This is a genomic window from Hymenobacter sediminis, from assembly GCF_003231285.1.
Taxonomy (GTDB): Bacteria; Bacteroidota; Bacteroidia; order Cytophagales; family Hymenobacteraceae; genus Hymenobacter; species Hymenobacter sediminis.
Map to the genome: position 1 here is coordinate 86,982 of NZ_QKNS01000012.1, position 12,064 is coordinate 99,045.

The 12,064-nt window shown below is 63.6% G+C and carries 15 protein-coding genes; 7 read left to right on the top strand and 8 right to left on the bottom strand.

The window, feature by feature from the left end; genetic code table 11:
* Window positions 1-16 precede the first annotated feature (16 nt).
* The 3 genes from DNI29_RS24650 to DNI29_RS23075 all read right to left on the bottom strand — a co-directional run bounded on the left by DNI29_RS24650 (window position 17) and on the right by DNI29_RS23075 (window position 2,101).
* Window positions 17-169, bottom strand: a complete 153-nt coding sequence (locus DNI29_RS24650; protein ID WP_162303731.1) for a hypothetical protein — start codon at window positions 167-169, stop codon at window positions 17-19.
* Between the two features lie 163 nt (window positions 170-332).
* Complete coding sequence (locus DNI29_RS23070; RefSeq protein ID WP_110980513.1) at window positions 333-1,631, bottom strand: Y-family DNA polymerase; 1,299 nt, start codon at window positions 1,629-1,631, stop codon at window positions 333-335.
* Between the two features lie 2 nt (window positions 1,632-1,633).
* Window positions 1,634-2,101, bottom strand: a complete 468-nt coding sequence (locus DNI29_RS23075; protein WP_110980514.1) for a LexA family protein — start codon at window positions 2,099-2,101, stop codon at window positions 1,634-1,636.
* 375 nt (window positions 2,102-2,476) lie between these two features.
* On the opposite strand from DNI29_RS23075, the gene DNI29_RS23080 reads away from it, so the two are divergent.
* The 6 genes from DNI29_RS23080 (at window position 2,477) to DNI29_RS23105 (ending at window position 5,651) form a co-directional block, all read left to right on the top strand.
* Window positions 2,477-3,472: an ArdC family protein gene (locus DNI29_RS23080; RefSeq protein WP_110980515.1), complete on the top strand. Its 996-nt coding sequence runs from the start codon at window positions 2,477-2,479 to the stop codon at window positions 3,470-3,472.
* 78 nt (window positions 3,473-3,550) lie between these two features.
* Entirely contained in the window at window positions 3,551-3,841 is a 291-nt protein-coding gene (locus DNI29_RS23085) for a hypothetical protein (protein ID WP_110980516.1), read from the top strand.
* Window positions 3,842-3,875: 34 nt separating this feature from the next.
* Window positions 3,876-4,205, top strand: coding sequence for a hypothetical protein (locus DNI29_RS23090; RefSeq protein WP_110980517.1), 330 nt, complete (start codon window positions 3,876-3,878; stop codon window positions 4,203-4,205).
* A gap of 47 nt (window positions 4,206-4,252) precedes the next feature.
* Complete coding sequence (locus DNI29_RS23095; RefSeq protein WP_110980518.1) at window positions 4,253-4,471, top strand: hypothetical protein; 219 nt, start codon at window positions 4,253-4,255, stop codon at window positions 4,469-4,471.
* Window positions 4,472-4,683: 212 nt separating this feature from the next.
* On the top strand, window positions 4,684-5,082 hold the full coding sequence (locus tag DNI29_RS23100; RefSeq protein ID WP_110980519.1) for a S41 family peptidase: 399 nt from the start codon (window positions 4,684-4,686) through the stop codon (window positions 5,080-5,082).
* Between the two features lie 8 nt (window positions 5,083-5,090).
* Window positions 5,091-5,651 carry a S41 family peptidase gene (locus tag DNI29_RS23105; RefSeq protein ID WP_110980520.1) on the top strand — a complete coding sequence of 187 codons (561 nt, stop codon included), beginning with the start codon at window positions 5,091-5,093 and terminating at the stop codon, window positions 5,649-5,651.
* A 220-nt stretch (window positions 5,652-5,871) separates the two neighbouring features.
* Here DNI29_RS23105 and DNI29_RS23110 read toward each other — a convergent pair whose 3' ends face one another.
* The 4 genes from DNI29_RS23110 to DNI29_RS23125 form a co-directional block, all read right to left on the bottom strand.
* Window positions 5,872-8,334: an outer membrane beta-barrel protein gene (locus DNI29_RS23110; protein ID WP_110980521.1), complete on the bottom strand. Its 2,463-nt coding sequence runs from the start codon at window positions 8,332-8,334 to the stop codon at window positions 5,872-5,874.
* A 259-nt stretch (window positions 8,335-8,593) separates the two neighbouring features.
* Window positions 8,594-9,988: a M56 family metallopeptidase gene (locus DNI29_RS23115; protein WP_110980522.1), complete on the bottom strand. Its 1,395-nt coding sequence runs from the start codon at window positions 9,986-9,988 to the stop codon at window positions 8,594-8,596.
* Window positions 9,975-10,388 carry a BlaI/MecI/CopY family transcriptional regulator gene (locus tag DNI29_RS23120; RefSeq protein WP_110980523.1) on the bottom strand — a complete coding sequence of 138 codons (414 nt, stop codon included), beginning with the start codon at window positions 10,386-10,388 and terminating at the stop codon, window positions 9,975-9,977. The genes DNI29_RS23115 and DNI29_RS23120 overlap by 14 nt, the downstream gene beginning before the upstream one ends.
* A 316-nt stretch (window positions 10,389-10,704) precedes the next feature.
* A complete protein-coding gene (locus tag DNI29_RS23125; RefSeq protein WP_110980524.1) occupies window positions 10,705-11,022 on the bottom strand; it encodes a DUF4158 domain-containing protein in 318 nt (105 codons plus the stop codon).
* 138 nt (window positions 11,023-11,160) lie between these two features.
* Here DNI29_RS23125 and DNI29_RS23130 point away from each other — a divergent pair, with 138 nt between their 5' ends.
* The gene (locus DNI29_RS23130; RefSeq protein WP_110980525.1) at window positions 11,161-11,775 is read left to right on the top strand and encodes a recombinase family protein; all 615 of its coding nucleotides are present in this window, start codon (window positions 11,161-11,163) and stop codon (window positions 11,773-11,775) included.
* Between the two features lie 98 nt (window positions 11,776-11,873).
* Here the strand turns inward: DNI29_RS23130 and DNI29_RS25045 are convergent.
* The coding region (locus DNI29_RS25045; protein ID WP_238388194.1) for a hypothetical protein at window positions 11,874-12,064 on the bottom strand (191 nt) is incomplete at its 5' end.

Here is a 12,064-nt window from a genome sequence, read left to right on the forward strand (position 1 = left end):
GGCGGGGGGCGCCCGCTCAGCGCCGGAAGCTGCGCCCAAGTAAATAGCTGGTTTCGGTTGTCCGGGTGAGGGCCAGGTTGAAGCCCAGGTCCAACTGCCGGTTGTCGCTCACCCGCCAGATGGGCCGGCCGTTGAGCGTGGCGGACCAGGGCGCGGGTATCCCAGGCACCGGCCACCTCTACTGTAGCCATCGAGGGTGCGGTACAAGTCGTGGCCCACCGTCACGGTGGGGTCCAGTTCCACGTAGTGGGCCATGGGCCCCCGGGTCCCATGAATAGCTTGTCTAAGTCGAACCAACTGCCGTGTTCCGCTAAGCAGAAAGGTGGTAGCTCTTACCCAACAAGCAGCAAATCTTCCAGCCGCGTGGTATACTGCGGCGTGCGCCACTGCGCCTGCCCTTCCCAGGGCGCCTGCGCCCTGCCCGGCGGCAACATCAACGACGCCAGCTTCACCGTGCCTTTGCCAAAGCGGCGGTTCAGGGCGTCCAACTCGGCCATCAGCTTGGCGCGCTTCTCCGAAACCGGCGCGGGTTCAAACAGCGTAAGCTGGGTTTGGCCTTCCGTTTCCAGCCCGTCGAGTATCACGCCCGCCTTGGTGTAGCGGTTGCCCGGCTGCCAGAGGCGTTTGAGCGCCGCCCGCGCAAAGCGAACCAGCTCGATGGTGTCGTTGGTGGCCACGGGCAGCGTAAGCACGGCGGAGCAGGAATACGGGGGCGGCTCCAGGCCGTAGCGGCTCTTGCTCAGAAAGACGGTCATCAGGTGGGCCGCGTCGCCCTGCCGGCGCAGCTTCTCAGCGGCCCGGGAGGCAAACGCGCTGACGGCACCCGCCACGTCGGGAAAGGCCGTGAGCGGCCGGCCAAACGTGCGCGAGCAACACAGCGTGCGGCGCGCCAAGCTCCCGTCTTCGCTCGGGGCCAGCCCTTGGCAGGGGTAGCCCTGCAGCTCGCGCACCAGCCGGGCGCCCACCACCCCGCCCAGGTGCTTGCGGGCGCAGGCCTCGGAGCAGGCCGCCAGCCCCGCCGCCGTGCTGATGCCGGCGGCATACAGCTTTTGGGCGTACTGCCGGCCGATGCCCCAGACGTCTTCGACGGCCACCTGTTCCAAGGCCCAGCGGCGGCGCTCCGCGGTGTCGAGGTAACACACCCCGCCCATCTCCGGGTTTTTCTTGGCCAGACGGTTGGCCAGCTTGGCCAGCGTCTTGGTAGGGGCGATGCCCACGCAGGTCGGGATGCCGGTACGGGCCAGCACGTTGGCGCGCACGGTGCGGGCAAAGGTGTCCAGACTGCGGACCACGAAGCGTTCCAGGCCGTGCAAATCCAGGAACGCCTCGTCGACGGAGTAGATTTCCACCGCCGGCGCCACCTGGCTCAGGTACCACATCACCCGGCGCGACATGTCCCCGTAGAGGGCGTAGTTACTGGAAAACACGGCCACGTGATGCTGCTCCAGCAGGGGTTTGACCTGAAAGTAGGGCTCGCCCATCTGCAGGTCCAGGGCCTTGGCTTCGGCGCTGCGGGAAATGATGCACCCGTCGTTATTCGACAGGACCACGACAGGCCGGCCGTCGAGCCGGGGCTGAAAGACCCGCTCGCAGGAAACGTAGAAGTTGTTGCAGTCGACCAGGGCGTACATGACTAGTCGCGGGTGCGCAGCAAGGCCGCGAGTTTGCCGGGAACCAGCTCGTGCAGCACGTGGGTCACCACGCCCCAGATGCGCACGGCGCCCGCGTCGTGAATTTCCCAGGGTTGGTAGTCGGGGTTCTCTGGCTTGAGCCACCACGTGCCGTGCTCGCACACCAAGCGCTTGACGGTGCACTCCCCGTCCACCACGGCCACCACGATGTGGTTGTGGTCGGCTTCCATCTGCTTGTCCACGGCCAGCAGGTCGCCCTCGTGAATCTCGGCGTTTTTCATGCTCTCCCCGCTTACTCGTACCAGGTACGTGGCGTCGGGGTGGCGCAGGAGCAGGCGGTTCAGGTCAAACAGCTCATCGGTGTAATCGGACGCCGGCGAGGGAAAGCCGGCGGACACCGAGCAGCTAAAAAGGGGAAGCAAAAATGGGGTTTGGGAGTCGTGGACCGGGATTAATTCGACGTTGCGCATGGGTGGTGTAGCATAGGCGTGGCCACAATAATACGTGCTGCTAATAAAATTAGTAGAAACAAGGCTAAAAATTGTAGCCGGAAGTTGACGAAGGCTCCTATCAATACCGTGGGTGTTACCCGGCCACGCGCTGTATCGAACTGGCTGGGCAAGCTGTCTGGCCGAAGGCTCATCAAACTAGACTGCCGCTTATAAAAAGTGGTTTTTAAGCTGCTGTCATACCGTCTTTTCGACGCAGCCACAAAGGGGCAGTGGGGGAAAGAAGACGGTGTAAAAAGAGCAAAAAGATATAATATAAAGAGCAAAAAGAAAACTACACGGGTGCTTTTTTCGTTTAATAAGTATAATAAACGCCCACGGAAACAGCGCTTTATCATGAAAAAGACCCGCAAGCCCGCCGCCCGTACCGCCACTCCTCGCCCCGACGTGTACCAGATTGTAACCGACCGCATTGTGGCCGCGCTGGAAGGCGGGGTGATTCCGTGGCGCAAGCCCTGGAACGCGGTGTATGGTTTGCCCCGCAACTACGCAACCGGCGCGGCTTACACGGGCATCAACGCCTTTCTGCTGCACTTCAGCGGCGCGCTGCCCTTCTTTTTAACCTTCAAGCAGGCCCTGGCCTTGGGCGGCAACGTGCGCAAGGGCGCCAAGGGGCACCCGGTGGTGTACTACAACGTGTCGGTACGCGAGAACGAGCAAACCGGCAAGGAAGAAAAAACGCCCTTCCTGAAGTACTACACCGTGTTTTCAGTGGAGGACATCGAAAACATTGACTTTGTGCTGCCCGCGGTGGAACGCCACGCGCACACACCCATTGAGGCGGCCGAGGCCATTGTGCGCAACTGGGACGGGCGACCGGCCATTGAGCACCTGCACCAGCGGGCCTACTACTCCCCGGCACTCGACCTGGTAAACATGCCGGAGCGGGCCACCTTCACCACCGCCGAAGGCTACTACGCGACCCTGTTTCACGAGCTGACCCACAGCACGGGCCACGCTTCCCGGCTCGACCGGCCGGACCTGACCGCCGGCGAAGGCAAGCGCTCGGCCAGCTACGCCCGCGAGGAGCTGACGGCCGAAATGGGCGCTTCCTTTCTCTGCGCCGCGGCTGGGCTCGACACGGCCCAGACCGAGACCAATGCCGTGGCCTACATTCAGTCCTGGCTGGAGCGTCTGAAAAATGACAAAAAGCTGGTGCTGCAGGCGGCCAGCAAGGCCCAGCGCGCCGCCAAGCTGATTTTGGGCGTGGTCGAGGAGAGCGAGCCGGTGGCCGCTCCCGCGCCGACCCGGGTGGTGGAGCTGGTACCCGAAGAAGACGAAGTGAGCCAGCAGTACCGAGCGGCGGAGCTCAGCTGGCTAGCGGCCGCATAAGCACTTGCCCGGGCAGCCGCGGCCGGCGGCTGCCCACCTGGCTGGCTTCTTTTTCACCCCCTTCCCCCCTACCGCCCCATGAATGCAAGTGACGCTCCCGTTTTCGGGGACCCCGACTGGAACCACTACCGCGCGCGGGTGGGCGCCGTGCTCACCGACATCGAAGCCGACATGCAGCAGCGCGGCTACGGCCTGAGCAGCGAGGGCCTCACGCTCGAAGTAGCCGAGCGCCTGCCGGTGGCAGTGGCCACCGACGAAGACTTTCAGGTACTTGAAGCCCTGGTCAAGTCCCTGCGGCCCCTGGCCCGCGAGGCCGTGCGCGCCACCCGCGAAGACCAAGCCGGACAGTACCGCCTGTTGCTGCTCTGAGAGTATCACCCCATTCACGCTGTTTCCCGTCCCTATGCCTGCAGCCCAGCAGTTAATCGTCGGCGACGCCGTGCTCTATCCCCGCGAGCACGCCGTGGGCCTCATCTACGAAGTCTACGGGCGTGGGGCCGGCGAGCGGCCCGGCGTGCAGGTGCTGCTCAGCGATGGCCGGGACCTGAGCGGCTTCAGCGCCGAGGAAGCCGACCAGTTTCTGCAGCCCCTGGGCCACACGGGCCTTCGCTACGAATTCCTGCACGTGGGCCAACTGCACGCCGATTATCACCGCGGGCACTTTGCCGCCGCCTTTGCCACGGCCCGGCTGCTGGCCGGCTTCCGAGACCCGCGCTACCTGAGCGCGCGCTGAGCGACGCGGGCTCTTCCCGCTTTTCTCCTACCCTATTTCCTTTTCCTATGAACCCGTACCCCAAAACCACCGCCGTAGCAGACCCTTTTCCGGCACAGCAGGCTTACGTAGCCATCGAGCAAAAGCCCCGTGATGCAGCCGAAAAACGCCGCCTGCAAGCCGTACGCCAGCACGTGCAGGCCCACACCCACACCACCGATTTGCGCGGGCTGGCGGGGGCGGTGAAGAAGCTGCTAGGGCCCGGCTACGAAGTAGGCCTTGGTTAAAAGTTTGGTACAAAGGTTAAACGAGCGGGCGTTTGGCTGTCATTAAACGGAAATGACTGTGCGGGCCGTTCTCCGCGTACCACCCGTGAGCCGGGCGATTGTCTTGGGCTAGTAGGTGCTCTGTGACCGGGCGCAAGTGGTCGGTGCGCGGATCGTGGCCGGAGGTTCCCTAGGCGGCTAACTGTATTCTAGGCATATCCTAACTTGGACGGATGAAACGGCTACTCTATTTCAGCATTTTATTCTTTGTCGTTACCACTTGTCGTGCAGAACGTAAGCCTTCCTCCCCGGCGGTGCGGAACTATGTGGAGGAAGTAGTCCGCATACTGCAAGTCAATTTCGTTAATCGGGCGGCCATCAACTGGGAGGTTTTCAAGCAGAATGTGCTAGCAAAAGCAAGTGACGCCAACACCATTGAGCAGGCCTATCCAGCAGTTGAATTTGCCATCGCTGCTTTAGGCGACAAGCACACCCAGTTTTATGGCGCCTGCCCAGTGAAGAGCTCCGAAATATCCCCTGCTCAGCAACTTCCGCTATACCCCGACGAGCCGGTCCCTGAGGACATCGGCTACATCCGAATCCCTGGGTTGTCGGCAGCCAGGAAAAGCTAGATGCGTATATGGCCAACCTACAGGCCCAAATCAAAGAACAGGATACGCCATCATTAAAAGGCTGGCTCGTGGATTTGCGAGGGAATATGTGGCCGATGCTTGTGGGGGTAGGGCCGATTGTGGGAGAAGATACGCTCGGCTATTCTTTTGACGCGAATAATGCCAAAATCGCGTGGAGATACGAAAAAGGCAAAGCATTGGCGGATGGCGACGTAGAGGCGGAAACAGCCACTCATTATACGTTGAAGTCTACCAATCCAATAGTGGCCGTGTTGACCGATACGCTAACGGCCAGTTCGGGCGAGGCTGTGGCGGTCGCCTTCAAAGCCCGAAAGCACACCCGAAGCTTTGGGACGGGCACGTGTGGGGTCTCGACCGGCAGAAGCCGCTTTACTTTGTCCGATGGGTCCGTTATTTTGCTGACATCCAATGTATTAGCAGACTGTCGCCTGAAACGGTATGGCTACTCCCTAGCCCCCGATGAGCCGTGCAAGCCAGCCGAAGTCGTAATGCGAGCCATTGCTGGATTAGGGAAGAGTACAACGCGAAGAACTAAGTGGCAGCATTAATGAGCTGGCCGAACAGGTCAACAAGGTGGGGCCAGCAGGATGTGGTAATGGCTCCACTTTCTGGCCCTGTTTCTACCAGCATAACAGCCACAAATTGGCGGGGGCCAGCAAGGCGTACCTTTCTGGCCCCAACCAATCGGTCTGTAGTGATTCAATCTCCCCTACTTAGGCCACTGTCCGTTCACTCAAATCAGTAGTCAGAGAGCATGGCGTACGCCGCTCATTGCCCCGCCCGGCGTTTCTCGTCGGCGGCCCCGTCCGTGCGGCGGCGCGCCGGGGCCACCTGCTCGTTGCCGAAGCGATACGCAAACGACAGCGTCGCCACCCGCGAATCGGAACGCTCCCGAAACCGTTCCTGGTAGTTGGCATACACGGACCGGCCCCGCGTCACGTCGGTGAACAGCACGTCGGTGACGCTCAGCTTCAGGGTGCCCTTGCCCGCCCACAGGCTTTTCTGGGCGCCCAAGCTGAGCTGGCCGTACGCCCAGTGGTCGATGAAGCCCAGCTGCTCCCGGGAGTTGTAGCTGGCATTGGCCTCTAGCAGCCAGCCTTTGGGCAGGGCCACGGTACTCTCGGTGCTCAGGCTGAAGGCGGGCCGTCCCTGGCGAAGCGTCGTGCCGGCCAACTCGCCCACGTAGCGGCTGTAGTAGGCCACCAGGGTGTTGTACAAGTTCCACCCCTTGCGCGGCTCCCAGGGGGCGGTCAGGGTCAGGGCGTAGTACTGCTGGCGGGTCAGGTTCACCGGCCGCTGCACAATCAGGCGGCTGGTGGCCGATTCGGGCTGCACGGCGTCGACCAGGGGAAGGTGGGTGGCGCTGTAGCTCAGGCTGGTGCTCAGCTGCTGCCGGAAGGTGTGCGTGAGTTCCAGGTTGTAGCTGGTCTGGGGCCGCAGGTCGGGGTTGCCCGCACTGTAGGTGGTGGCGTCGACGTAGACGCGAAACGGATTGAGGGCACTGTAGCCCGGCCGGTCGATGCGCCGGCTCAGGGCCAGGGCCAGCTCGTGCTTGTCGGACAGTGTGCGGGTCAGGCTGCCGCTGGGAAACAGCTGGAAGTAGCGCCGGTTGAAGCCCTCGCCGCCCACGTCCTGGCGGCCCGTGGCCCAGGTTTGCTCGCCGCGCAGACCCAGCTGCAGCTGGGTTTTGGCCCAGGTTTGAGCCAGGCTGGCGTAGGCCGCGCCGATGGTTTCGTCGTAGCGGAACCGGTTGGTCAGGGTGTGGTCCACTACCGTCTGGCCACCTACCATGCGGGTAAACACGGCGTCGTTGTCCGTGCGCACCGCGCTAGCTTTGACGCCCAGCTCCACCTGGCGCCCGCCGGTCAGGGGCTGGCGGTAGTCCACCTGGGCGGACTGGAGGCTGAGCCGGCCGACCTGCTGGCCGAGTAGTGTGCCGGCGGCCGGCGCCGGGCCCTCCGTTGCGGTGGTCAGGCCCTGGGACCGGGTGGTGCGGTAGGCGGCGTAGCTCACGTCCCCGGTCACCTCGCCGCTGCCGCTGGAATCGGCCAGCACGTGGCGCAGGTTCAGGTTGGCGCCTGCGTTGGGCGTGGTCACGTCGCGGAAGGACTGCACCCGGGTCACGCCGGTGAGTCCTCCGTCGGGCCCGTAGAAACGGGTGTCGTTGGTGCCCCCGTTGTGGGCCTCGCGCGCCAGGCCGCTGGCCGTTACGCCCAGCACGGTGCGCTTGGAGAGCGTGTAGTCCAGCCCGGCCCGCCAGGTGTGGGCCTGGGCCCGCAGGCGGTTGCGGCTATCCAGGTCGCTGGTGCCCGAGGGCTGCCCGTCCTGGGTAAAGTCGCGGTGCGCGGTCAGCGGCAGCTCCCGGGTGCGGTCGGAATAGGTGTAGCTGCCGAAGAGGTTGACCTGGTTGCGCCGGTAGTTCAGCGACAGGCCCGTGGCCAGGCGCCCGTGGTAGCCGCGCCCGTACGCTACGTTGGCCGTGCCGTTGGTGCCCTGGCGCTGGTCTTTTTTGAGGGTGATGGCAATGATACCGGCACCACCCTGCGCATCGTAGCTAGCGGGCGGATTGGTGATGAGCTCAATGCTTTTCAGCTGCTCCGCCGGCAGGGCCCGCAGGTAGTCGGCCAGCTCCGAGCCCGTCATCGGCTGGCGCTTACCATCGATGAGCACCAACAGGCCCTGCCGCCCGCGCAGGGCTAGGTTGTCGCCCGCCACCGTGACGCCCGGGGCGCGGCTGAGCACGTCGAGCGTGGTGTTGCCGGCGGCCAGGGGCGAGCCGTCCACGTTTACCACGGTGCGGTCAGCCAAATGCTCAAACAGGGGCTTCCGGCCCACCACGCGCACTTCTTGCAGGGCCGTGGCGGCGCTGGGGCGCAACGCAATCGGCGGCAGCGCCAGGCCGCCGGCCGGCAGCGCCACCGGGGCCGACCAGTACCGCTCGTAGCCGACTTGCGCCGCGGAGACCAGGTAGGGCCCGCCAGCCCCGGCCTCCAAGTGGAAAGCGCCTTGCGCGTCGCTGAACTCGCTTTTTACCACCACCGAGTCTGCGGCCCGGTGCAGCGTCAGGGTCGCAAATTCCACCGGTGTGCCGCTGAGCGTGTGCACGCGGCCGGTGAGGACGGCGGCCTGTTGCGCCTGGGCGGTCAAGGGGGTGCTGGCCGCTCCCAGCAGGAAGGTAACGGCAAGGGTCGACCAAGGGTGCCTGCGGAGTAGGCCCGATACTGGAGTCATCAGAAAGGGAGGTTAAGAAGGGGTCGAGAGAGAGTGGGTGGTTCCCGGTGGGCACAGCCCGGCTGGCCGACCCGCGCGGGGACGGAGAGGAGCAGGCGAAGTCTAGCAGATAAAGGGGCCGTCAGGCGGCACGGGGAAACGAGTCGGAAACGGGGGCCCGAGCAGGCACGAAGGAGCTGCCCTGCCTCAGCAGAGGCAAGTCAAGGGAGAGATAGTCGGGGTAAATGGCCGCGCCGACGGCAGGCGGAGCGCGGGGGAGTTAGGGCGTCGCCGCGCCGGCTGGACGAGTGGCCGGCGCCTCGTCCTCGTCGTGGACGTGGCGGTAGAGCGACGAGACCACCGGCCACAGCGACTCGCCGGATAGGGATTCGTAGAGTCGGCGGTAGCGGGCGGCCACGGCTGCCGGCTGCGCCTGCCCGTTGACGACCAGGCTGCTCGCCCGCAGGGTATATTCGTAGGTTAGAGGATTGGGCAGCAGGCCGTCTCGCTTCATGGCATCCTCCAGCAGGTCAACGGGTTTGCGTTGCGGGGCCTGCTGACGGGTGGACGTCCGGGGCGCCGCGTGGGCGACGGCATCCAGCGACGTCAGGGTGGAGCCCACCAGCAGGGCCACGCCGAGCAGCACCGCGCTGACCGTCCAGCCGCTGGCCCAGAAGGCCGGTGCCGCGGGTGGGCGCATGACCAGGCGCCGCACGCGGCCCAGTAGCGCGCCCTTGCCTGCGGGACCAGCGGCGGCCAGTACCAGGCGTGGGGCGCGGGCCTCGGCGTAGGCCAGTTCCGCCAGCGAGGACAGGGCCTGGGCCAGCGTGCGGGCATCACCGCACAGTTCCGCGGCCAGGTCGTCGCAACAATGCTCCCGCTCGGTGCGCAGGGCTGCGGAAAGAAACCAGACGGCCGGGTGGTAGAAAAAGACCACCTCCACCAGCGTCTGCAGCAGGTTCACCAGGTAATCTTGGCGCAGCACGTGGGCGACTTCGTGGGCCAGAATCAGCTCCAGCTCACGGGGGGCCAGCCCGGTGAGGGCGCTGATTGGCAGCAGGATGACGGGCTTGACGTAGCCCACCACGACCGGCGAGGGGACCAGGGCCGAGGCCAGCACCTGGACCCGGCGGGTCAGGCCCGCCTGCGTGCCCAACGCGTCCAGCCGCTGCTGCCACGCCGCCGGCAACGCCGCTACCCGGTAGCGCCGTAACCGGCGCACGTAGGCTAGGCCGGCCAGCAGGCGCAGCGTCATGGCCAGCAGGCCGAGCAGCCAGGCGCCCACCAGGAGCGGCAAATGCTGCTCGGCGTAGGTGGTGCCCGCCGCGAGTCCCGCCTGCAGGTAGTCGGCCAGTTCCGCGTCGAGTACCCGTAGCGTCTGGTGGGCGCCGAGCTGCGCGGTGGTCTTCCCCGTGGCGGTGGCGGCCTGGCCGTTCCCATACCCGGCCGGCACAGTGCCGTAGTACTGCACAAAGGTGGTCGTCGCCGAGGCCACGACCAGCAGCAGGCTCCCCAGCAACACGCCGTACCGAACCGCGGCGCGGTGCCGATGCAACACCAGCAGCAGCACGGCTGCTACGACGGCCACGATGGCTCCTTGCCAGAGTGAGTGCAACAGCGTGAAGCCGGTCGCTCGCAACAACGCCGGGGTAAACAAGTCGTTAAGCGCGCTCATCGTCGGCCGAAGTGGGGGTGGAGGGTTCGATGTCGTTCAGCAGGGCCTTAATTTGGTCCAGCTCTTCGCGGGTGTTCTGCCCCAGGCCCAGGGCCCGCAGCACCAGTTTGAGGGCGGAGCCGCCGAAGGCCGATTCCGTCAGGCGGGCCAGCAGGTGCCCCTGCGTTTCCTCTTCCTTGACCGCCGCCCGGTACACGTGCGGCCACTGCGCGTCGTCGCGTATGACCAGGCCTTTTTCCAGCATCAGTTGCATCCACTTCAGCGTGGTCGTGTAGCCGACTTCCCGCTTCTGGTTGAGTTGCTCGTTGACGACGCGGACCGTCACGGGGCCGTGCTGCCAGAGCGCCTGCAGAATCTCTAATTCGGCGTCGGTGGGTTTGGGAAGGGGCAGGTCACTCATGGGTCAGCAGCGATAGGTTACGAACTTATTCGTAAGTCAAAGGTAGAAGAGTAGTTCGATTTTCCTACCAACACTTACGAATTTATTCGTAACCTATAAGTAAACAACAATGAGTCAACGATTTATTGTTGAATAGATTTGAAGGAGAAGCAACAAGAGCAGTCGCTGCATTGGCCTTCTAGAGATACCAATAAACGGATAGGTAGTCCAAGGGTCGATTGGATTGGGCGCTGAACGGCTACTTTACCTAAGTGGCACTAAATCCTATTAAACACAGCCCAAACTAGCTCGCCCGTTTAACTTTTGTACCAAACTTTTAACCAAGGCCATAATAGCGGGCATCGGCGTAGCGAAGCGGGTCAAAGTCGGCGGGCCCCAGGCCCAGCTGCTGGGCCACGTACGCCACATCGGCCGCGTGGTAGCGGGTGGCCACGTAGAAGCGCTGGCTAATCTGGAAGTAGCCCAGCTGCAGCACGAACCCGACCCGGTTAACCGGCGCCAGCATCCGGGCCAAGTGAACATCCGCCCAATCCGGGACGGCAAAGACCCGGGCCTGCTCGGCCGCTGGTACCAGCGGGGGCTGCTCGTAGAGCTCACGTTCCTTGCCCAGGTGAATCCGCAGGTGCGTAGCCATGGAGAGGGCGAAAACCGATGGACTTAACGACCGTTATTTCTACCCACCAATGATAGCGTTAACGTCCATGTAAAGGTATCGAAAACCGGTACCTTTACGAAGCGCATTTACCTTATCGCTACCCTGCCCGTTTTGCCCATGCTATTTGGCTACGTCCGCGTCTCCACGAGCGCCCAATCGGCCGAGAGCCAGAAGAGCCTCATTGCCCGCTACCTGGTCGAGCACCGCTGGACCCTCGACGAGTGGATTGAAGTAGAAATGTCTTCCCGCCGCACCGCCGGGCAGCGCCGCCTGCCCGAACTGCTGGCCAAGGTTGCTGCCGGCGATACGGTCATCGTCTCCGAGCTCTCCCGGCTAGGCCGCTCGCTGCGCGAAGTGCTGGGCCTGATTGAAGAGTTGATTCACCAGAAGCGGTGCCGGCTGATTCTGGTCAAGCAGGGCCTGGACCTAGACCCGCAGAATCACCGCGACATGACCCACAAAATCCTGCTCACCATCTTCGCCATGCTGGCCGAGCTGGAGCGGGACTTCGTTTCCGAGCGCACGAAGGAAGGCTTGCGGGCGCGGCGCGAGCAGGGCATCGTGCTGGGCAAGCCCAAGGGCGTGGTGCAGCCGTCCATGTACGACGCCGACCGCGAGCGGATTCTGCACCTGCACGCGCTGGGCGTACCGCTCACCACCATCGTGGCCGTGCACCTGAAGTACGGCAAGTACCTCTCCCTGAAAAACTACCTGGCCAAACTGCAGCGGTAACCGAGCCGAAATGCCGCCCCCTAACCGGACGACTCGGAGGTTTTACCCTATTTGTTTAACACCACCTAAATTACCTATATAATTATAATTTTTTTTATCTACCATGCGCCGTATGGGGTCTCTTTGGGAGCCAGCAGCCTATAGAAGAAAGCCTGAGGTCTGGCTGGAGAAAAACGACTTCTCCAGCCAAACGCTAGCAGCTCAACAGCGCTAGCTTTCTTCTGCTTTTGCGAACCCAACTGATTCACGAAAAAACTGCGGCGATACGGCCGTATTTTTCTTGAAGAAG

Coding starts and splice junctions, on each gene's coding strand:
- DNI29_RS23070 (WP_110980513.1), bottom strand. CDS start 1,631: ATGTACGCCCTGGTCGACTGCAACAACTTCTACGTTTCCTGCGAGCGG.
- DNI29_RS23075 (WP_110980514.1), bottom strand. CDS start 2,101: ATGCGCAACGTCGAATTAATCCCGGTCCACGACTCCCAAACCCCATTT.
- DNI29_RS23080 (WP_110980515.1), top strand. CDS start 2,477: ATGAAAAAGACCCGCAAGCCCGCCGCCCGTACCGCCACTCCTCGCCCC.
- DNI29_RS23085 (WP_110980516.1), top strand. CDS start 3,551: ATGAATGCAAGTGACGCTCCCGTTTTCGGGGACCCCGACTGGAACCAC.
- DNI29_RS23090 (WP_110980517.1), top strand. CDS start 3,876: ATGCCTGCAGCCCAGCAGTTAATCGTCGGCGACGCCGTGCTCTATCCC.
- DNI29_RS23095 (WP_110980518.1), top strand. CDS start 4,253: ATGAACCCGTACCCCAAAACCACCGCCGTAGCAGACCCTTTTCCGGCA.
- DNI29_RS23100 (WP_110980519.1), top strand. CDS start 4,684: ATGAAACGGCTACTCTATTTCAGCATTTTATTCTTTGTCGTTACCACT.
- DNI29_RS23105 (WP_110980520.1), top strand. CDS start 5,091: ATGGCCAACCTACAGGCCCAAATCAAAGAACAGGATACGCCATCATTA.
- DNI29_RS23110 (WP_110980521.1), bottom strand. CDS start 8,334: ATGACTCCAGTATCGGGCCTACTCCGCAGGCACCCTTGGTCGACCCTT.
- DNI29_RS23115 (WP_110980522.1), bottom strand. CDS start 9,988: ATGAGCGCGCTTAACGACTTGTTTACCCCGGCGTTGTTGCGAGCGACC.
- DNI29_RS23120 (WP_110980523.1), bottom strand. CDS start 10,388: ATGAGTGACCTGCCCCTTCCCAAACCCACCGACGCCGAATTAGAGATT.
- DNI29_RS23125 (WP_110980524.1), bottom strand. CDS start 11,022: ATGGCTACGCACCTGCGGATTCACCTGGGCAAGGAACGTGAGCTCTAC.
- DNI29_RS23130 (WP_110980525.1), top strand. CDS start 11,161: ATGCTATTTGGCTACGTCCGCGTCTCCACGAGCGCCCAATCGGCCGAG.